Source organism: Fructilactobacillus sp. X7R9C1, from assembly GCF_059901005.1.
This window is the reverse complement of the sequence record NZ_JBWXVG010000006.1, coordinates 55,938-77,015: the sequence shown is the minus strand read 5'-3', so window position 1 is coordinate 77,015 and position 21,078 is coordinate 55,938. Positions and strand designations below refer to the sequence as shown.

The following is a 21,078-nucleotide window of genomic DNA, read 5'->3' as shown; positions in this document are numbered from 1 at the left end:
ATTCGACAAAAAGCAAAACAGCAAACATGGAGGTGTTTCATTTGAACCATAAGAAGATATTTTCAGTAGCATTCATCGGTGCCGCTTTAGCGCTGATGCTTACTGGTTGTTCTTCTGGAAGTAGTAAATCGGGGAGTAAGGACATGGCAGTCAACTCCAGCGATATTATTTCTACGATGGACTCAAGTATGGTAACGGATAGTATTGGAGCGCAAAACCTAAACAACACGATGGAAGGTCTTTATCGCTACAATAACCGCAAGATTGAACCTGGCATTGCGACCAAAGTCGTTACCCCAACCAAAGGTGGAACTCAGTATAATTTCGATCTGAGAAACGCCAAATGGTCAAATGGAGACCCCGTGACCGCGTATGACTTTGTCTACGCATGGAGAAGAATCGTTGATCCAAAGACAGCTTCTCAATACTCCTACATTTTTGAGGGAGTTAAAAACGCTGACAAGATTACCAACGGGAAGGCTTCACCAAAGACCCTAGGAGTTAAGGCCATTGGTCCCCATAAGTTACAAGTTAACCTGTCGCAACCAATTCCCTACTTCAATTCTCTCTTAACTGGTGCGTCATACTTGCCACTTAATCAGAAGGTCGTTGAAAAAGCGGGAAGTCAGTATGGATTAAACAGTAAGGACATGGTATTCGATGGACCATTCAAGTTAGATAAATGGCAGGTTGGAAACACCGCCTGGACTGAGAGCAAGAATAACTCGTACTGGAACCAAAAGAACATTAGATTGAACGCCGTTAAATACTACGTTGTTAAAGATCCCAATACCGGACTTAACTTGTACTCTAGTCACGTAATTGACCAGTACAACGGCCTAACCGGTGATTCAGCTAACCAACTGAAAAACGAAAAAGACTTCTCAACGAAACCAACTTCAAGTACTTTCTACATTGAGATGAACGAGAAGAAGGATCCGTTCTTCAAGAACACCAAGATTAGACAGGCCATTGGGCATTCAATCAATCGGCAACTTCTCTCTAACCAAGTGTTAGGTAAAACCGCTACACCGGATTCAAGTGTCGTTCCAGCTAAGATGAGTTGGAACAAACAAACTGGAGTTGATTTCAAAAACGAAAGCCAAAGCAAACAGGACGCAAGTTATAACGACTACAATCCCAAGTTAGCTAAAAAGCTTTGGACTGAGGGTCTAAAGGAGACCGGAAAGAAAAACCTCAACTTAACCTTGTTGGGTGACGATACCGATTCGTCCCTAAAGCAATCCGAATTCTTGCAGGCTGAACTACAGAAACTACCTGGATTGAAGGTCACCCTTTCAAACGTTCCGTTTAAGAACCGACTTCAACGTTCTTCTAGTGGGGACTTCGACATGGTTGTCTCAGCTTGGAACGCCGACTTCCCAGATCCAGTAACCTTCTTGAACCTCTTTGAAACTGGTGGTGCTATGAATGACGGTCACTGGTCCAACAAAGAGTTTGACCAACAGATCAAACAAGCATCTGATAAAAACGCCGGCAACTATCAAGCCCGTTGGCAGAACCTCCTGAACGCTCAGACCATCTTGACTAAGCAAGAGGGAGTCGTTCCACTTTACCAGCAAAACACCGCTGCTCTTACCAGAAGCGACGTTCACAATTACAACCTGTCACCAAACGGGAATTTCAATCTCGCGGCTACCTACAAGAAATAAAGAGAGGTAAATTAAAATGACTAAATACATCATCCGTCGAATTTTCTACCTAGTCCTCACTTTATTCATTGTTGCTTCGGTTACCTTCTTCCTGATGAAATTTTTACCCGGTACGCCTTACTCAAACCAGGCAAAACTCCAGCCAAGTCAAATCGCAATAATGAACCAAAAGTACGGATTAAACAAATCACTTTGGGATCAGTACTTAATCTACATGGGAAATTTACTCCACGGAAATCTAGGTACTTCATTTCAATTTAACAACCAACCAGTTACTCAATTGATTGCCCATGACATTGGTCCTTCAATGCAGATTGGTACCCAAGCCATGGTCGTTGGTTCGGTTCTTGGAATCATCCTTGGTGCCGTTGCCGCCATCAAGAAAAATACCTGGGTTGATTCAAGTGCCACCTTCATCTCAATCCTTGGAATCTCAATCCCAAGTTTCGTTTTAGCCGTTCTGCTTCAGTACTACTTTGGCTACAAACTACAATGGTTCCCAGTTGCCCTCTGGCAGAACTTCAGTTCTAGTATCCTACCGACGTTAGCGCTTGCGGCCTTTCCACTTGCAAACGTCGCCCGGTTCATGAGAACTGAAATGGTTGATGTCTTAGACAGTGACTACATTGAACTGGCAAAAGCCAAGGGTGATTCGGAAAGAAAGACGATTACGCATCATGCGCTAAGAAACTCACTGATTCCCGTTATCACCATCGTTGGTCCCATGGCCGTTTCAATCATGACCGGTTCACTGGTGGTTGAAAACATCTTCTCAATTCCTGGAATTGGTAATCAATTCGTTCAGTCCATTCTGACGAACGATTACCCCACCATCATGGGACTCACAATTTTCTACTCATTCTTATTAGTTGTCATTATCTTAGTTGTCGATATTCTCTATGGAATCATCGATCCACGAATCAGACTAGGAAACGGAGGTAAAGAATAATGGCCGAAAACTTACCACCACTTGAAGATCAGTTCCAGTTCGCAAGTGACGATCTTTCAAACTTGGACACTGAATCGGAATCAATTAACACCCCATCTTTAACGTACTTTCAAGACGTTAAACGAAGACTAGTTCGAAATAAAGTTGCCATGACTTCTTTGATTCTCTTAGTCATTATCGCCCTAGTCGCAATCTTCGCCCCGATTCTTTCACCACACGATCCAAACGCTCAAAACGTCCTGTATGCGAACTTACCACCAAAGTGGGGTTCACTTAACATCCCCGGTCTAAATGGGATTCACGAAGCCGGTGGCCACATGGTCAACGCATATCAAGCAGAACACGTTCCAAAGGGAACCTACTACATCATGGGGACCGACTACCTTGGTCGTGACCTCTTCTCAAGAATTCTCTACGGGACCCGGTTATCACTGTTTATCGCGGTCGTTGCGACAGCCGTCGACCTCTTAGTCGGTGTTCCTTACGGTTTAATCTCGGGTTGGGTCGGTGGTGCCGTTGACACCTTCATGCAGAGAATCGTTGAAATCCTTTCATCAATTCCTAACCTAATCGTCGTTGTTTTATTACTACTAATCCTTAAACCCGGAATCACTTCAATCATCATCGCCATTGCCTTTACCGGATGGATCACCATGTCACGTTTAGTTCGTGCTCAGACCTTTAAACTAAAGGAATCCGAATACGTCCTAGCCGCCAGAACCCTTGGTGAATCACCATTCAAGATTGCGATGAAACACCTGATTCCAAACCTCAGTTCTACTATCATTATTCAAACCATGTTTACCATTCCATCGGCCATCTTCTTTGAAGCCTTCCTAAGTTTCATTGGGATTGGGATCCCAGCACCAAACGCATCCCTTGGTACACTTCTAAACGATGGTCAGAAGGCCTTTCATTTCTTACCATATCAAATGTGGGTTCCAGCAATCGTACTGTCTGTCATTATGATTACGACCAACCTGCTTGGAGATGGATTAAGAGATGCGTTCGATCCAAAATCTAAGTAAAGGAGACAGATAAGATGGCTCAAAAAGTTTTAGACGTTAAAAACCTGTCAATTGATTTTGCTACCCTAAACGGAACCGTGAAGGCCATTCGTGACGTTAGCTTTCACCTTGACAAAGGAGAAACGCTCGCCCTTGTTGGTGAATCTGGTTCAGGGAAATCAATCACCGTGAGAACTATCATGCGTCTTCTAGCTGATAACGAAACCATCACCAACGGTACAATTGATTTTGAAGGCAAAGATGTTTTAAAAGAATCCAAAAAACAAATGGATAAGATCCGAGGCGGCAAGATTGCCATGATCTCTCAGGATCCAATGACCTCACTGGACCCCACCATGAACATCGGTAATCAGGTGGCCGAACCACTGCGAGTTCACGAAGGAATGTCCAAAGGAAAAGCCTTAAAGCGGGCGGCCGAAGTACTTGAAGAAGTCGGCATTCCCAACGCGAGAGAACGAATGCGCGACTATCCCCACCAATTTTCTGGTGGTCAAAGACAAAGAATCGTGATTGCGATGGCTATTATTGACCATCCTGATGTTCTAATCGCCGACGAACCGACTACCGCATTGGACGTTACGGTTCAAGCTCAAATCATTAAGCTACTAAGAGAATTAAAGGACAGAATTGGAACGTCGATTATCTTCATCACCCATGACTTAGGGGTGGTTGCCAACATCGCCGATCGAGTAGCCGTCATGTACGCCGGTAAGATTGTCGAGTATGGAACCGTTGACGACATTTTCTACAATCCACAACATCCCTACACGTGGGGACTCCTTGATTCCATGCCGACCCTCTCAATGAAGAGTGACCGCTTAAACACGATTCCAGGTACCCCACCAAACTTGATTAACCCACCAAAGGGTGACGCTTTCTATGCCCGTAACAAGTACGCTTTAAAGATCGACCATGAACAACAACCACCCTTCTTCAAGGTCAGTGACAGCCACTACGCCGCCACCTGGTTGTTAGATAAGCGAGCTCCAAAGATTACCCCACCGGAATCAATTCAAAGGCGCCAGGCTGAATTTAAGAAACGAGGTGAAAACGACCATGACTAAAAAAGATCCCATTGTTTCAGTTAAACATTTAAAACAATACTTTAACGTCGGAAAGCCCGACGAAGTTAAGGCCGTTGACGACATCTCATTCAACATTTATCCTGGTGAAACGCTGGGACTGGTTGGTGAATCTGGTTCTGGTAAAAGTACGACCGGAAGAGACATCATTCGTTTATACGACCCAACTGATGGTGAAATTGACTTTGAGGGGCAAAACATCTCGAAGTTAAAACGAAAACAGATGAAGAACCTGCGTAGTCAGATGCAGATGATCTTTCAGGATCCGTATGCCTCACTGAACCCCCGAATGAAAGTGGAGGATATCATCGCCGAAGGACTGGACATCAACCATTTAGTTAAAAACGCTGATGAGAGAGATAACCGAGTGCGAGAGCTCCTGCACCTCGTTAACCTAAACGAAGAACATGCCAGTCGTTACCCCTACGAGTTCTCTGGTGGTCAACGACAACGAATTGGAATCGCTAGAGCCCTAGCGGTTAAGCCGAAGTTCATCATCGCTGATGAACCAATTTCCGCCCTGGACGTTTCCGTTCAGGCTCAGGTCGTAAACCTAATGCAGGACATTCAAGAAAAAGAGGGTCTAACGTACCTATTCATCGCTCATGACCTTTCAATGGTGAAGTACATTAGTGACCGAATCGCCGTCATGTACGCTGGTAAAATCGTGGAAATGGCTGATACCGATGAGTTATACAACCATCCACTTCACAAGTACACCCAAAGCTTGTTGTCAGCAGTGCCAGTTCCTGACCCACACTCAGAGAAACAGCACAAGATTATCAAGTTCGACCACAGTCAACCATTTAAAGAAGACCAATACCTTCAGGAAGTCCGTCCTGGTCACTGGCTCTACTGTAGTGATGAGGAAGCTAAACAATACAAATAGCCGTTTCAAAAACGTTCGATTGAAAATAAATTCAGTCGAACGTTTTTTATTTCTCTCAATTCACCCTTCAATTGCGGGAGTGACAAGGGAATGGTACTATTAGTGTGAATAATGAATTCAATCACAAGATGGAGGTTTATCTCAATGAATAACACTAACGAAAAATTCTGCGTTAAATGCGGCAAGAAGATTCCCAAAGAAACGAAGTTTTGTCAATATTGTGGTGCCAAACAGCCAGAAATCAATTCGACCCCGCATAATGAGTCACAACCAAGTCCAGCAAGTATGCAACCTCAGACTACTAGCAATCAGGGCAATCCCGAAACCATCAGTACCCTTCTACTGGTGTTCGGTTGGATTTCCGCCGTTTTATCGACCCTCTTTATCCCCATCGTGTTTGGAATTATCGGAATTGTCCTTGGCGCAATCGAACTTAAATACCACCAAAATGCTGGAATTATTTTGATAATTGCGTCGGTCGTTTTGATGATCATTGGAATTATTTTCGGGATGGTCATGGGTTCACAAGTATTTTGAAAGTAGGATGAAATCTAATGAATAATACAAAGTTTTGTGTCAACTGTGGTAAAAAGATCAAAAAAGACGCGAGCTTTTGTCCGTATTGTGGAGTTGAGCAGCCACAGACAACCAAGCAACAACCCAAAACCAGTCCGACTGAGAATCATCCCCAAAACAATAAAAGTAACTTGAAGAAACTGCTAGGTGGGATTGGAACCATTGTCCTTGCCGTTATTTTCGGTTTGAACTTCTACTTTAGGGCACGTCATGTTTTCCCTAATCAGGATACGAATGCTAGTAGCGTGATTAAGTCGATTAATAATACTGAACTGCCTGAAGGTGGCATTGGATCATCCACGCTTAACGATTCTTTTGAGGGTAACCAAGCAACCTTAATGTACAATAAACAAGATAAATCATATAAGTTCTACATAAAAAATAATAATGAAAACAAAAGCTTTGGGAGTTTCTATTTAATCAAGGTTAAACGTCCTAATCATCAATCCACCTATGTATACAAAGTTTTAAGTAATGATGAATCAAACACGGATCCTAAGAAAATGCCACTACAGTCTGCTGACACTTTAACCAATGTTTTTCATCAAACCAACTATCACATCGATTCAAGTTGGGGAAGCACCATTAAGCCAGATAAGCAATTTATGTTAGGATCTAGAAACTAATTTAAATAAAATGGAGAATACACACGATGAATGATAGCGAAAAATACTGTATAAATTGTGGCAAAAAAATTCCAAAAGAAAACAGATTCTGTCCGTATTGTGGTGCGAGACAGCCGAATTCAAACGATAAAGTAACTTCTAATCATCAAAGTCAATCTGAAAATAACAAGTCCAAAAAGAAGCACTCAACCGCTGGAATCATTATTATCAGTATCGTAGTCGTCATTCTTTTACTAGCAGGAATCTCGTTTGGTGGATATAAGTACTATGAGTCCCGAGGATCGACATCCCCTAATGAAATTATGCAGTGGATCCATGATAAGGATGATGATAACACGATGGAGATGATTGGATATGTGCTAGAAGATTATGACGATTATGAGAGTAATTTCTATTCTAAAAAAGATGCTAAAGATGTTACTGATAACAAAGTTGAAAATCAAAAAAGTTTAGTTCTTATGAAAAACAAAAATAATAACAGGTACTTATTTGATTATCATGGGCACAAAGTGTACATGATCAGAATGTATAACAAACTTGAAAATCGATATATTGAAACGGTTGTAGCTTCTAAGAAACCATTCTCAAATAACAAAAAAGTATTTTCTAAACTATTAACCCATCCAAAAGAAATGAATAAAATTGATAAGGAAGCAAAAATAGGTCCTATATATACTCCCATATATTATTACGATCACTTTTAAAAGTAATACGAAAAGGCACATCTCAATTATGAGATGTGCCTTTTCGTACGGTAAAAATTATTTTAATTTCTTCAAATAATTAACATCTGGTCCGCCAAAGCGATTTCCTTCGTCCACAGAGCTAAACAGCATGAAAATGAAAACGATGATACTTCCAACAAATGGAATCAGTTGTAACCACCAGAAACCAGCTGAATAATTGATGTCATGAAATCTACGACACGTAGAAGTGATTTGTGCAATACCCGCGGCAACACCAAAAACAAGAAATGCAATTCCAATCAATATTGTAATCGCGTATGCCACCGAAAAATCTATACTACCGAACACAAACATCAAGAAATAAAAAGCAACTGTAATTAAACATACATCTAAGTATGACCACCAATACGACGCCCTGCTCATCCTTCCAGAAATATGAAACATGTTCCCAAATAAATCCTTAAACGATGTAATCATGTTAGGTGATGAATATTTCGAGCGAATATCCGCTCTATTATTGGATTCTGGCCGATAAGTCTGCTGCTCATTATTAGTTTCTTGATAACCATAATTAGCCTGTTGATTATCAGTGCTTTGATTACTTTGGGCATCAGCCATCTCGGGTTGAGCTTGACCGCAATAAGGACAGAATTTAACATCCGCCTTTAACAACTTGCCACAATTGGGACAGTGCTTGGTGTCATCCATCGTAAAACCTCCATAGTATGTATTTAAATCGATGCTAATGTAACATCTACTTTTATTTTACACTATTTGCCATGTCAAAATAGGCGAAAATGAACATTTTTGAACTATCTCCGTCAATTTGAGTCTGAATTGCCAGATTAAAGGCACCATCACAATTATTTTCTTTCACAATATCTCTAATTTTATTAAAAGCTTCCTGTTGAAAATCCCGCAAAATCTGATCATCATCTGGAATATAGTGGTCACTTAATGCCACTGACCCGTTTTGATTGAATTCATATCCATCAGGAATTGCACCAGCTGAAACAGGAATCACAATTTTAAGTTGACCATCGTCTTGTTTTTCATTTGAGCCAACTTCAACCGTAGTTGTCTCCTCTTCCTGATTCATTTCTTCCAACTCATCAATAGTAGGTTGTTTGTACCCACATTTCGTACAGAACTTCACGTCAACTGGAATTTCAGCTCCACAGTTAGGACAAAACCTTGTTTTTAATACCATTTTTCTTTCACCTTTTCGTATGTATTAAAAGAACTCCAGCTAAAGCTAGAGTTCTAATCTATTTAGTTAAATACCATTCCACCATCAATTAACAATGACTGACCAGTCATGTAGTTAGAGTCAGGACCAGCTAAGAATGAAACACAGCCAGCCACGTCTTCAGGTCTTGAAAGTCGTTTCAAGGCAATGTTCTTTGAAAACTGTTCCATTCCCCATTCAAATGGTTTTCCGGCTTCATCAGCCACATTTTGGGCAATGTCATTCATCATGGGAGTGACCACGATTCCAGGGCAATATGCATTAACGGTAATCCCGTCATCGGCAAGTTCCTTGGCGGTTGTTTCAGTAATTCCTCTGATAGCGAATTTAGTTGAACCATAAACGGTCAAGTTCTCATTACCGGTCATCCCAGCTTGAGATGAAGCATTAATAATCTTACCGCAATGACCAAGTTCTTTGAATTTCTTAGCGGCAGCCTGAATTCCCCAAATAGTACCACCCACGTTAATTTTTTCGGCTTGTTCCAGGACCTCTGGAGTAACGGTCTGAATTGGTGTGGTTGGCGCAATTCCAGCGTTGTTCACAATCACGTTGAAGTCACCAAAATGTTTAGCGGCCTTTTCAACGGCTGCAAAAACTTCACCACGATTGGCAACATCGGTTTTAATGGCAATGGCGTCCCCATTGTCACTTTGAATCTCCTTAGCAACCTCTTCCACCTTATCCAAATGACGACCAACCAGTGCCACGGAAAAGCCATCTTTACTCAATCGTTTGGCAATGGCCTCTCCGATTCCTTGTCCAGCACCTGTAACTAGAGCCACTTTTCTATTCATCGTTCAATTTCCTCACTTATTCTTAATAATATAAGTTCATTTTATCACAGCTAAATATCACATGACGACCAAAAATGAGAAGCCATCTCACGGCTTCTCATTTATCAATTATTCTTCATTTTGCAATCGAGAATGGTGAATCCCGTAAACAAAGTAGATCACAATTCCAAGTGCTAACCAACCAATTACCGCAATCTTGGTCACGTTCGGTAACATGATGATGAAGTAGATACTCATCAGTCCGGCTAGGATTGGCAGGTATGGGTAAAGTGGCATCTTGTAACCAGTATTCTTGATGTCCTTTCTTCGTCTCAATGGAATGATCCCAAATGAGATAAAGGCAAACGCAACCAAGGTTCCAGCGTTAATCAATGAAACTAGTTGAGTCAATGGAACAACTCCAGCAAAGATGGCCTGAATGATGACGGCTAACCAAACCGCGTAGGTTGGAATTCCGGTCTTGTGGTTAATCTTCCCCATTTTCTTAGAAATTAGTCCGTCACGTCCAAGCGAGTAAACCAGTCGGGAACTCCCGATGACCATGGTAACCATGGCGGTGAAGATTCCAAATAGCGCTCCAATCGTGATGGCCTTGTTCATAAAGTTCAGGTGCACCATGGAGAATGCCAAAGCGGCTGGATCGTCAACGTTTAGTAGTGAGTAATGAACCATTCCAGTCAGGACCAAAGAGAACCCGACGTACAGGACGGCCGCAATCAGAACGGTTCCAAGAATTCCCTTGGCCATATTCTTATTAGGATTAATGGTTTCAGCGGAGTTCGATGCCAACGCGTCAAAGCCCATGAAAGCAAAAAAGACGGTGGCAGCGGCGGTTGAGATCCCCCCTAAACCAAACGGTGGGGTGTGAAATTGCTTGGGGTAAAACGGAACGTAGTTGCTTGACTTGATGTAAAAAACACCCACAACGATAAACAAAACAATGATGCCAATCTTGACCAGCACGGCAACATTTTCAATCTTCTTGGAAAAATTAGTTCCCATTAAAGCGAGTAATCCAACTAACAGGGTAATGACAACGGCACTGATGTTGACGATACCACCCTCCATCGGTCCACTTTGGAGAAACTTCGGAATGTTAATCCCAATGGCGGCTAAAATATTGTTATTAAAGTACGAAGCAAATCCAGTGGCCTCAGCGGAAACCGCCAAGAAGTACTCTAAGATCAGTCCCCAGCCAAGAATCCACCCGATGATCTCGCCGTAAACGACACTTCCAAAGGAGTATGCTGAACCAGCAACGGGCATCGCCGACGAAAACTCGGCATACGCCATACCCACGACCCCAGCTAAGATGGCAGCAAGCAAGAATGCCAGTGCAACCGCTGGTCCTGCGTGTAAAGCTGCTTCGTGTCCTGGAAGAATAAAGATCCCAGTTCCGACAACGGCTCCGACGCCAAGACCGATTAGATCTTTAGCGGTCAGCGTTCGCTTTAAGCCAGCATCGGCTTTGACGAAACTAGCAACCGATTCTTTCTTGAACATATTATGCATATGCATCACTCCTTTTCATTTGTATTGCATTGAATTGTACCGTGAAAAAAAGATGATGACAATTACTTTTTTAAGATTTCCTTAAACAAAAAAGAACTGGGACCATTTCATCCCAGTTCTTAGTTAATTTTTTTACTTTTTAACTGCCCACTGTGGTTGTTCACCATTTAGGACCTTCACGATCTCACTGGCGGCATCGTGAGCCATCCGGTTCATGCATTCTACCGTGTTAGAGGCAATGTGTGGTGTCAACAAGACGTTATCCAGCTTGTAGAGTGGACTGTCCATTGGTAGCGGTTCAGAATCAAACACGTCCAGGGCAGCGGCCTTGATTTCGTGACTCTGTAGCGCGTCGATTAGATCATTCGTATTAACAAGCGCACCCCGAGCTAAATTAATGAGAACCGCCGAGTTGTCCATCATCTCAAACTCACGTTTACCAACGCTTTGTTTAGTCGAAGGCAGCACTGGCATGTGTAAAGTGACGATGTCTGAATCAGTAAAGATGGCATCACGATTAACCGCTTTACCGTATTCAGAATCTTCAGCATGTGGTGAATTGTAGATGACATTCATCCCCAGTCCACTCACCTTCTTAGCGACCATCTTACCAATTCGGCCGTAACCAAGAATTCCGAGGACCTTGCCCTCTAAATCAAAACCCATGTGGTCTTTTTTGTAGTTCCAGTTACCCTCACGCATCTCGTGCGAATCATTGGTAACGTTCTTTGATACGTCAAAGATTTCAGCTAACGTCGTCTCCGCAACCGTTGAGGCATTGGCGAGCGGCGTAATTGTTACATATATGCCATGTTGTACCATAAAGGGAACATCGATGTTGTCATAACCCACACCATTTCTAGCGATGATCTTTAAGTTCGGCATTTTTTCAATCGTCTCATTTGGAAATGGCGTCGTCCCAATCAGGATGCCATAAGCATCGGCGGCCATATCAAGCAACGTTGAAATCTTTTTGTCCGGTAATTCCACGACATCAAAGCCACTGTCTTTCAGTAACTGTTTTCCATCTGGAGCTAAACTTGCTTGTACTGCAACTTTTTTAGCCATCATAATCTCTCCCATCTACTTACGATTCACTAACGTGTTCTTTTTTATAAAATTCATTTAATTCACTTGGAGTAGGATAGCCGTCGTTATCACCGGGCGTCTGAACTTGGAGCGCCCCAACGGCATTTCCCCGCATGACCGCACTCTTTAGATTTTTGCCCTCTAGTAGTGCGGTAATTACCCCGAGTGCAAACCCATCACCGGCACCAACCGTGTCAACGACGTGATCGACCTTAAAACCGGAGACCGTGTATGAATCACCATCCTTGGTCTTCACATACGCACCATCAGGGCCCAACTTAATGAGCACCGCTTTTGTGCGTTCACCATTTTGGAGGTAAAAGTCAGCGATTTTTTCCGGGTCATCACTTCCCATGAGGACCTTGCCCTCGTTTACACCTGGCATCACAATGTCAGCATTTTTAGCCAATTCGTTAATCGTCTTAATCATTCGATCATGATCACCCCACAGTCCGGGACGCAGGTTTGGATCAAACGTTATCTTGATTTCATTATTAATCAATCGGTCCATTAATGCACGATATGAGTCTTCCGCTTCAGCTGACAACGCCGGGAAAATACCCGTTAGATGAGCCATTTTGACGTCGTCAAGATTAATCTCGTCAATGACTTCCCGTTTTAAATGCGAAGCGGCCGATCGCGTGCGATAGTTGAACGTTTGGGGATCACCGTGCGTCACCATCTGTTTTAATTGATGACCCGTCCAGTGATCGGGATCGTCTTTAACGTAATCAATACCAACACCGTGGTCGATAATCACGTCCTTGGCGTATTTACCCAGCGGATCGGTTCCTACCTGAGACACGTACTCAGCGGAATGTCCCAGTCGTTTAGCACCAATGGCCACGTTTAGTTCCGCCCCTCCGAGGATTTTTAGATAGTGGGTTGAATCAGCTAAAGTAGCGTCAGGATCGGTTGAGGCGAACGTTACCACTGGTTCACCAATTGTCAGAAATTCACTCATAATTTTCACCTTTCTTTAATCATCTATCCGAAGAATAAGTACACTAATATTTCGTTTAAAATGGAGACAATCCACATGACCGGAACTCCCAGTTTCAACAGTTGCTGAGGACGAACCTTCATGTAGTCAAGACCCCAGACGTTCCATGACTGAGTGATGTCAGTTGAAACCGCCATCAAAGTTGGGACGTACATTAACGGTAACAAGAACATGTCGTTAAACATTCCGGTGGCGGAAAGTACGGCGGCCGTCGCAGCTCCTGCACCCCAGACCTGAAGTGGTCCTCTAAACAATGCTAAGGGAGCAAGAACCCCGATTCCAAGTGCTAGCAGTAAGTGACTATTTGGCAGGATGGCGCTGAAGATTCCCTTGAAACGACCAGCGTTTAACTGAGCCGCCCCGGCAAACATAACCAGTGCCATCAAGAACATGATTAAGCCCGAAATGTCGTTAATGGACTGTTTAATCGTGGCATTAAGAAACGTTTTGAATTTTTTATAACCATTCATCTTACCGGTTACAAGCATGGCCAAGATACTAGAAAGGATCAAGGCCGGAATAGCATCCCAGCCGAGCGCCATGTTCAAAATAACGGGAACAACTGGGATGGCGTACGCAATGTACGGAATCTTGTCGACATCTCCTGGATCAGTTGCCCCGATTTTCTTCAGGTTGGCCTCGGCATTCTTTGGATTGAATGTGTGGCGTTTCATCACTAGAAACAAGATCACCGCAATTAGTTGCACCGCCATGGCCGCCCACCCAAATTCAAGGTAATGCAGATTGTACTGAGCTTTGGGAAAGAAGGCCTTGATTTGGTTGAACAACACGACGTTAACGTACATGGCCGAGCCAATCGACAAGGCAAACGTCGTTAGGGCCACGTCTCGAGGAATCCCCAACGATAAAAGGATTGGTAACAAAATGACACCGATGGCAATGACCGAACCCACTCCGTAGGAACTAACAAACAGCAGGGCCGTAACTAAGACAATCAGGATGGCGGCCAGTAAGGGATGCGATTTTCCAACCTTATTCGTTTTCTGCGAAATTGATGGCGCAATGCCACTGTCAACCAGCACTCGTCCGAACCACGAACCAAAGACGATGTAGATAATCGTCGAACCATACTTCAGAGCGGGTGTTGAGAAGACCGCCGTCAAAGCGGTGTGATATGGGATCAGGCCGATGACGGTCCAAAGAATCGCCATGACGAAGAACCCAATGGTCAGGTCCCCACCTTTAACAATGTAAAAGATAAAGCCAGCAAAGGTAATTAGTAACAGAATCGCAATAATGGTATTCATCAACTACATCACCTCATCTCTCAGCAACTTGACCTGACGTTCAACGTGTTCGTCGTCTTCCATCGGGAATTCAAGCGCCAAATCCGCCGTTTTCGGTAACTCGTTCAGGATGTTTTTCCAATCAAACATGCCGTCGTTTAGATCGTCCGCGGTCTGTAAGTCATCTTCGTCAAACTGGTTGACGTTCTTTAGATGAATATAATCGGTATACTGGTACAAAGAATCAGCCGCATAGTCCGCACTTTGATGGGTAAACGCCCAGTTTCCAAGGTCATACACGTACTTAATGGGCAGCCCATTCTTTTTCGCTTGGTTTAAAAAGTGTTTAACATTAGCCATTTTGCCACTCAATTTGGTTTGATCGTTTTCCACGTTCATTTGAATCTGATCGAGTGGTAAACCATCAAACGCGTGAGCTAAGTCACCATGAAAAGCCCTGAAGTTTCCCACGTTAAATTTAATTTTAGTAATTCCCATTCGTTGCCCCTCGTTGAAGTACTGCTTCAATTTAGGATTAACCGAACCATCCTTTAAAAACAGCTCATCGGGGACACTGTAATTAACAAGGAGTCCCGTTCTCAATCTGGCATTATCAATCTCATCCAGTTCCTTTGAAAAATCCTTGATGTATTCTCGTCGAACCTCAATTCCGTCAACGTTCATTTGTTTCACGCGTGGGAATAACGCTGTCTGACTCGTACCGGCTTCGATGTCATTTACAAAGATCCATGTATTTAAAAACAATCGCATCAGTATTCACTCCTTTTTTAATTTGATACCGCTTTCATATTGATACTTATGGTAAACGTTTACATAAAAGTAGTCAATACTGTTTGGCAATCTTTTTTCTAAAAATATGTAATCGTTTTCCATGACGCCATAAAAAAAGACTAGCCTCACTAGGCTAGCCTCGAGACTTAAAATTGGGCTGGAATCTCAATTTTTTTCGCAATCGGTTGGGAATCACTCTCAATCCCTTCAATCAGGATCTGAGCGGCATTCACCCCAATCTGAAACGGATCCTGATTAATAACCTTGATTCCTGGGTCAATATTATCTACCAGTGAAGTGTCAGAAAATCCCGTCATGTGCACCCCATCGGACTTCCGGATGACTCCATCCCGAATCAACTTAGGCAAAAACTTCAAGAGCCACCGTTCCTTTAAAGCAAAAATCAGACCCCCCTTTGTTTCTTTGATGTCATTTTTCAGTTTGGAGTATGCCTGACGAAATGAAGCCTCATCGTTTCCCGGTTGAATGATCGTGACGTGGTTCCCATAGACCGCTTTAATCCCGTTCAGTCGTTGTTCTCGGGTAGAAACGTTTTTTACATTATTTGTAATCACAAAGACGTGGCTTAATCCCTGGTCTTTAAAGTATCGCGCCGCTTTCTTACTGACCTCATAGTTATTGGTAACCACACTCGGCCACGGACTGCCCTTAATCTGCCGATCTAACATGACCACCGGTACATTTGTGGGAATTGAGCTTTGAAAGGCGTCCAGGTCGTTACTTAACGGCTGAATCAAGACGCCACCAAACATTTGTTGGTTAAGTGACGATAACGTGTCAAGTTCCCGCCGTTCATCACTATCAGAATCCATTAAGACCGCGATGAAGTTGTTCTTTTTTAAAACCGAATTAACACCCTTAAAAATCTCCGTGGAAAAGTAATCATCAACATCCGCCGCAATGACCGCCACCAATCGACTTTGCTTGGTAATGAGCTGTCTGGCGGATTCATTTGGCACGTAATTCAACTTCTTGATCGCTTCGGTGACCCGCTTCGCAGTAGCATCGGACATGTGGTTGGTCTTTCCGTTTAAGTAGCGTGAGATGGTGGCAGTTGACACTCCTGCTTCTGACGCAACGTCTCTAATCGTAGCTACTGAACCCATTTGGACCCCTCCCATCGTTTTTTTCATTCTACCATTTATTAAACCATTGTTTCAGACCAATAAAAGAATTCATCAATTAATTGATGAATTCTTATTGAGTTACTTAAATTTAAGGTTCCAAGCCGCTTGTTGATTAATCCCGGACTCTTTCTTAATTAATTTAGCGGTCTTCTCGGTCTGATAGGCTTTCACTAATTCCTTGATTTTCTTGCTATGTTCATCGCGCTTCTTTGCGGCAATGAAGTTGACCCACTTATGCGAATCCTTGGTAAATGGCGCCGTATAAATGGCCTTCTTGGGACTCAGGTTCGAACTTTCAGCAAAGTTCCCGTTCACAACAGAAGCTCCCGCCGAATTCAGTAATCGTGGCGTTTGCGAGGCGTCAACTTCCTTAATCTTCAGGTTCTTCGGATTACTAGTAATGTCCTTGACGGTGGTGAACGCCTTTTTCGGATTTAACTTAATCAACCCCGCACTCTGAAGGACGTGTAAAGCCCGGGACTCGTTGTTAGTGTCGTTTGGCACCGCAATGGAAGTTCCACTGGAAATTTCATTAACCGACTTAAACTGATTGGAGTAGATTCTCATTGGCTCAATCACGGTATCCCCCACCGGCACGATGTCCGTGTGGTGGACGTCATTCCAATTGTCCAAAAATGGGTAGTTTTGGTAGGCATTCACGTCGATGTCTCCGTTAGTCAGAGCGTTGTTAGGCTGTGAATAATCGGTAAACGTCTGAAACTGAACGTTTAGGCCGTACTTATCCTTGGCGTCTTTAGCCACTTCGTTCCAGATGGCCTGTTCCTGTTTGGATCCGGCCATGATGCCAACGGTAATGGTGTTCGCTTCAGCTTCTGATTGGTGGAAAAAGCTGAAGTATCCGGCGATTCCAATAAACAATATAATTCCAATCCAAATTAAGTATTTAACCCATCTTCTCATCTGCGTTCCTCCCATTTATTAACCAAACAAAAAAGCATCCATCCTGTAAAAAGGACGAATGCTTCCGCGGTACCACCTTAATTCATAGCCGTCTCACAACGACTACCTCAACGGTTACTTGTAAAAATAACTAGGCCATGATATCGGCGGCATCCCGTCACCAGCTCACGATTTACTGGTGAAAACTCCAAGTCCATCTTCAACAACGCTAACTCATCTCATCGCACCAACCTGAGACTCTCTTTGAGTTTCTTCTGCCTACTCAACTTTTCCGTTTAGTTAATTTATTGTTTTTAATGGTCGTTACTTTACATGCTTTAAAACTCAATGTCAATCATTTTTGAGAAAAAATAGAATAACTTTTAAAGTTATTCTATAATAATGATATTAAATCACAAGGGGGAATTACCATCTCGAAGTTCATACATAAGCATTTTACGCTATTTTCAATGATTTTATTTTTAATTCTAAGTGTGGCAATCGTCAGTCCGTATTTCTTTGGAAATCCAATCCTACCACGCGAGGACATGCAGTTTCACCTGGCCAGGTCGTATGAGAGTTACATCCAGGTTCAACACGGTGGCATCCTACATATGATACCAGGGATGATGACGAAGACCTTTGTCAAAGTTGGTTATCCGCTAAACGGGTTCTATCCGATTTTTGCCGTCTTACCTGAGGCCATGATTCATCTGGTTATTAAGAATCCGTACACATCTTACTTACTTTACCTAATCCTAATCAACTTCCTGGTGTTTATCTCCATGTACCTAGCAACCTGGAAAATCACCAATCGGAAACTGACTGGGCTCGCATCCGCCATCATCTACGGTTTATCGACGTATTTGACGTTCGACCTCTTTGTGCGCTTTGATGTGGCTGAAGGAATGGCGTTTGTCTTTCTGCCAGTGGTTCTGTACGGAATTTATCAGGTGTGTATCAAAAACTATTGCCAGTGGTGGGTCTTAAGTGTTGGATTAACGTTTTTAGTCTTAACCCACCTACTATCATTTTTAATTGCCGGTGCCTTTGCCGCCATAACGATCATTATTATCATGTTAAACCATGATTCATTGAAACTTAAGGTGAAGCGGGTCATAGCACTAGTCGCCGCTGCCGGCGGGACTTTCTTCTTATCCGCTTTCTTTTTACTACCATTAATTCAGAATTACCACTACGACCAAGAAATTTCCATCATGAAGTGTCGCCTCCAAGACATGAGCATCCCGGTCTCCAATCTGTTTTTCGGACCCACTCCGAATGGGCCGTGGCAGTATGGTGCCGGCATTGGCATTGTCGGACTAATGATCATCATCTTGCTGTTCGTCTTCTGGCATCGACTCGACCTGTTCTCTAAATCAATGACGGTCCTCTCACTGCTCTTTCTGCTTTTTAGTTCCAATCTCTTTCCGTGGGACCTTTTGCAAAAGTGGGTGGGAATGATCCAATTCCCATTCCGTTTTCTGATCATCACCACCGTTCTATTAGCGTTTTTAGGCGGAGAAATCATCACCAAGATTTTTGCCAAAAACAATTCTACGGGAGCTCTCTTGCTTTTAGGCGTCTTAGGACTTAGCCTGTGTTCATCACTTGCCACCAATTTGCAGCTCAAATCGTGGGAACCTCAGGCTTCTTCACCACAGGAATTTGAAAAGGTGGGAAAATCGGCCGTTTATTGGGACTACCTCCCTCATGCTTCCGATTCACTAGAACCGCTACTCAAAGAACACTCTATTTTAAAAATGAATCCAGGTCAGAAAAGTTTAAAACAAAAGCAACGGACTACCTCGTACAATCAAATTGAGTACCAGTTAGACGCTGAAAGTGCCACCAGGGTTCGTTTGCCAAATGTTTACTTCCCTGGCTACGTAGTGACCGTTAACAATCAGGCCGTTCCAATTAAAGTAGACCAAAAGCGTGCCATCCACATTCCCGTCAAAAAGGGAGCAAACACCATCAAATTGACGTATCACCGCACCCGCGTTCACACCATTGGGATTTGGATCAGCGTTATTTCTTGGTTACTTTTACTGGGATACCTTGGGCTGGCATTTTACAAAAAACATTTTAAATAAACGAAAATGGGACTCACGTGAAGTGAATCCCTTTTTTTAATAAAAAAGAACCGAAGCAATTACTCCGGTTCTTCCCTGGCTTATTAATCTCTTATTCTATTTTTCAACTTGATTGTTGGTCGTAACTTGACCATCAATCATTTCACCGTCATCTTTTAACTGTAAGAAGTTATTCTTGAAATCAAGTTTTAGACCTGGTCCGAAGAAAGTCATATCATTCTTGCTGGTTAAAACGTCAGCACCTTGATTGTTTTCAAGTTTAACATCATAGTCTGATGGTGCTTTTGAAACACCAACAACTTGAAAGGCATCTCCAACGGTGCAGGCACCACCAGCACCTTCAGAGAAGTTATTTGATCCGTCATTTGCGGCCAACAGGTATGCGTTAGCACCTGCTAATCTTTTCTTCATGTAGGCCATTGCGTCATCAGTAATTGTTAGTTTCATATTTATAACCTCCTATAAGTGATTCAGAAATGAACCTCTTCAAATCTTCACTATTTATGATAGCAGGAATTCACCATAACGCAAGTAAAATGTACACAACTTAATTTTAAAGGGTCAATCAGTTCTTTCCCCTTTATATTAGTCTCTTAATGGGTTATTATAGTGTCAGAAACAAGTCCAATCCGCTTAACAGGATTAGAAATGTAGAGGTGTATATTATATGGTTATGTATAAAGATCTTGAAGGCAAGACGGCCGTAATCACTGGAGGAGACTCAGGGATTGGTGCTGCCATTGCTGAACGTTTGGGTCAAGAACACATGAACGTGGTTATTAACTACCACAAAAACGAAGATGCAGCTAACCAAGTTGTTGAAATCGTTGAAAAAAACGGTGGCCACGCCGTTACTAAGCAAGGCGACATTGGCGATGATGCTGGTGCTGAATCATTAGTACAAGCCGCCGTTGATTCCTTTGGTGATTTGGACGTTTGGTTCAACAACGCTGGGATGGAAAAGAAGACCCCTACAAACGAAGTTACCCTTGAAGAATGGGAAGCAGTCGTTAACGTTGATTTGACTGGTACTTTCTTGGGTACTAAAGCTGCTTTAAACTACTTCTTAAAGCACAACAAGAAGGGTAGTATCGTTCAAACTTCATCAGTTCACCAACAAATTCCATGGCCGACATTTGCAAGTTACGCTGCAAGTAAGGGTGGCGTTAAATTATTCACCGAAACTGCCGCAATGGAATTTGCTCAACAAAACATTCGAATTAACTCGATTTGTCCTGGTGCCATTAACACCCCAATCAACGCCAAGAAGTTTGCTAATCCTAAGACTTACGAATCAACTGTTAACATGGTTCCAATGCACCGGATTGGTAAACCTTCCGAAGTTGCAGCTGCTGCCGTTTGGTTAGCTTCTGACCAAGCTAGCTACGTTACTGGAATCTCACTTTACGTTGATGGTGGAATGACATTATACCCATCATTTCAAAATGGTAACGGTTAAAATTACCAACCAAAAAGACTACGAATTCAAATTCGTAGTCTTTTTTTGGTCTAAAATACCTTTAAAATTCTTTTGATTAACTCATTAATTCCGTGCCATCCAAACAAGACGCATGCGACAACTAATCCAACTCCTTCAAAAAAGAGGACCAATCGTTCTCTTTGATCCAGGATAAAATATGCAGCAATTACCCCGATTACAAGTAAACACGCAACTGTTAGTCTGATTTTGGCTTTGATTGGTCCTCATCTCCTCAGAATTCCTGTTTTAATTTTAC

At 42.8% G+C, this 21,078-nt stretch carries 21 protein-coding genes and 1 other annotated feature; of the genes, 10 read left to right on the top strand and 11 right to left on the bottom strand.

What is annotated here, in order from left to right; translation table 11 throughout:
• The 8 genes from AC6UD0_RS05400 to AC6UD0_RS05365 form a co-directional block, all read left to right on the top strand.
• Positions 1 to 1,673: peptide ABC transporter substrate-binding protein (locus AC6UD0_RS05400; RefSeq protein ID WP_500708383.1), on the top strand; the 1,673-nt coding region annotated here is incomplete at its 5' end.
• Between the two features lie 16 nt (positions 1,674 to 1,689).
• On the top strand, positions 1,690 to 2,622 hold the full coding sequence (gene opp3b, locus AC6UD0_RS05395; RefSeq protein ID WP_500693318.1) for an oligopeptide ABC transporter permease: 933 nt from the start codon (positions 1,690 to 1,692) through the stop codon (positions 2,620 to 2,622).
• Positions 2,622 to 3,650, top strand: coding sequence for an ABC transporter permease (locus AC6UD0_RS05390; protein WP_500693317.1), 1,029 nt, complete (start codon positions 2,622 to 2,624; stop codon positions 3,648 to 3,650). The genes opp3b and AC6UD0_RS05390 overlap by 1 nt, the downstream gene beginning before the upstream one ends.
• Before the next feature lie 14 nt (positions 3,651 to 3,664).
• Positions 3,665 to 4,714, top strand: coding sequence for an ABC transporter ATP-binding protein (locus AC6UD0_RS05385; RefSeq protein ID WP_500708382.1), 1,050 nt, complete (start codon positions 3,665 to 3,667; stop codon positions 4,712 to 4,714).
• Positions 4,707 to 5,621 (top strand): ABC transporter ATP-binding protein, encoded by a 915-nt coding sequence (locus AC6UD0_RS05380; RefSeq protein ID WP_500708380.1) that lies wholly within the window; start codon positions 4,707 to 4,709, stop codon positions 5,619 to 5,621. Before AC6UD0_RS05385 ends, AC6UD0_RS05380 begins: the two co-directional genes overlap by 8 nt.
• Positions 5,622 to 5,765: 144 nt before the next feature.
• The gene (locus tag AC6UD0_RS05375) at positions 5,766 to 6,158 is read left to right on the top strand and encodes a zinc-ribbon domain-containing protein (protein ID WP_500708377.1); all 393 of its coding nucleotides are present in this window, start codon (positions 5,766 to 5,768) and stop codon (positions 6,156 to 6,158) included.
• Between the two features lie 17 nt (positions 6,159 to 6,175).
• Positions 6,176 to 6,823, top strand: a complete 648-nt coding sequence (locus AC6UD0_RS05370) for a zinc ribbon domain-containing protein (RefSeq protein WP_500708376.1) — start codon at positions 6,176 to 6,178, stop codon at positions 6,821 to 6,823.
• A 26-nt stretch (positions 6,824 to 6,849) separates the two neighbouring features.
• The gene (locus AC6UD0_RS05365) at positions 6,850 to 7,527 is read left to right on the top strand and encodes a zinc ribbon domain-containing protein (protein ID WP_500708374.1); all 678 of its coding nucleotides are present in this window, start codon (positions 6,850 to 6,852) and stop codon (positions 7,525 to 7,527) included.
• Positions 7,528 to 7,584: 57 nt separating this feature from the next.
• Here the strand turns inward: AC6UD0_RS05365 and AC6UD0_RS05360 are convergent, their stop codons facing one another.
• From AC6UD0_RS05360 to AC6UD0_RS05315, 10 genes are all read right to left on the bottom strand, one after another.
• Complete coding sequence (locus tag AC6UD0_RS05360) at positions 7,585 to 8,217, bottom strand: DUF805 domain-containing protein (protein ID WP_500708372.1); 633 nt, start codon at positions 8,215 to 8,217, stop codon at positions 7,585 to 7,587.
• Between the two features lie 52 nt (positions 8,218 to 8,269).
• Positions 8,270 to 8,719, bottom strand: a complete 450-nt coding sequence (locus tag AC6UD0_RS05355) for a zinc ribbon domain-containing protein (protein ID WP_500708370.1) — start codon at positions 8,717 to 8,719, stop codon at positions 8,270 to 8,272.
• Positions 8,720 to 8,781: 62 nt separating this feature from the next.
• Complete coding sequence (locus AC6UD0_RS05350; RefSeq protein WP_500708369.1) at positions 8,782 to 9,555, bottom strand: (S)-acetoin forming diacetyl reductase; 774 nt, start codon at positions 9,553 to 9,555, stop codon at positions 8,782 to 8,784.
• A gap of 108 nt (positions 9,556 to 9,663) precedes the next feature.
• Entirely contained in the window at positions 9,664 to 11,067 is a 1,404-nt protein-coding gene (locus AC6UD0_RS05345; protein ID WP_500693307.1) for an APC family permease, read from the bottom strand.
• Between the two features lie 132 nt (positions 11,068 to 11,199).
• Positions 11,200 to 12,135, bottom strand: coding sequence for a phosphoglycerate dehydrogenase (locus tag AC6UD0_RS05340; protein WP_500708368.1), 936 nt, complete (start codon positions 12,133 to 12,135; stop codon positions 11,200 to 11,202).
• Between the two features lie 19 nt (positions 12,136 to 12,154).
• Complete coding sequence (locus AC6UD0_RS05335; RefSeq protein ID WP_500708366.1) at positions 12,155 to 13,120, bottom strand: sugar kinase; 966 nt, start codon at positions 13,118 to 13,120, stop codon at positions 12,155 to 12,157.
• Positions 13,121 to 13,143: 23 nt separating this feature from the next.
• The gene (locus tag AC6UD0_RS05330) at positions 13,144 to 14,430 is read right to left on the bottom strand and encodes a Na+/H+ antiporter NhaC family protein (protein WP_500695444.1); all 1,287 of its coding nucleotides are present in this window, start codon (positions 14,428 to 14,430) and stop codon (positions 13,144 to 13,146) included.
• Positions 14,431 to 15,177: a sugar phosphate isomerase/epimerase family protein gene (locus AC6UD0_RS05325; protein WP_500708364.1), complete on the bottom strand. Its 747-nt coding sequence runs from the start codon at positions 15,175 to 15,177 to the stop codon at positions 14,431 to 14,433.
• Between the two features lie 167 nt (positions 15,178 to 15,344).
• On the bottom strand, positions 15,345 to 16,325 hold the full coding sequence (locus tag AC6UD0_RS05320; protein ID WP_500708363.1) for a LacI family DNA-binding transcriptional regulator: 981 nt from the start codon (positions 16,323 to 16,325) through the stop codon (positions 15,345 to 15,347).
• 99 nt (positions 16,326 to 16,424) lie between these two features.
• Positions 16,425 to 17,267: a MetQ/NlpA family ABC transporter substrate-binding protein gene (locus tag AC6UD0_RS05315; RefSeq protein ID WP_500693301.1), complete on the bottom strand. Its 843-nt coding sequence runs from the start codon at positions 17,265 to 17,267 to the stop codon at positions 16,425 to 16,427.
• A 47-nt stretch (positions 17,268 to 17,314) separates the two neighbouring features.
• Positions 17,315 to 17,548 (bottom strand) — a binding site (T-box leader).
• Positions 17,549 to 17,716: 168 nt separating this feature from the next.
• On the opposite strand from AC6UD0_RS05315, the gene AC6UD0_RS05310 reads away from it, so the two are divergent.
• Positions 17,717 to 19,342 carry a putative glycosyltransferase family protein gene (locus AC6UD0_RS05310; RefSeq protein ID WP_500708362.1) on the top strand — a complete coding sequence of 542 codons (1,626 nt, stop codon included), beginning with the start codon at positions 17,717 to 17,719 and terminating at the stop codon, positions 19,340 to 19,342.
• A gap of 96 nt (positions 19,343 to 19,438) precedes the next feature.
• Here AC6UD0_RS05310 and AC6UD0_RS05305 read toward each other — a convergent pair whose 3' ends face one another.
• Positions 19,439 to 19,789, bottom strand: a complete 351-nt coding sequence (locus AC6UD0_RS05305; protein ID WP_500693299.1) for an iron-sulfur cluster biosynthesis family protein — start codon at positions 19,787 to 19,789, stop codon at positions 19,439 to 19,441.
• Between the two features lie 226 nt (positions 19,790 to 20,015).
• On the opposite strand from AC6UD0_RS05305, the gene AC6UD0_RS05300 reads away from it, so the two are divergent.
• A complete protein-coding gene (locus tag AC6UD0_RS05300) occupies positions 20,016 to 20,801 on the top strand; it encodes a glucose 1-dehydrogenase (protein ID WP_500693605.1) in 786 nt (261 codons plus the stop codon).
• Positions 20,802 to 21,078 lie beyond the last annotated feature (277 nt).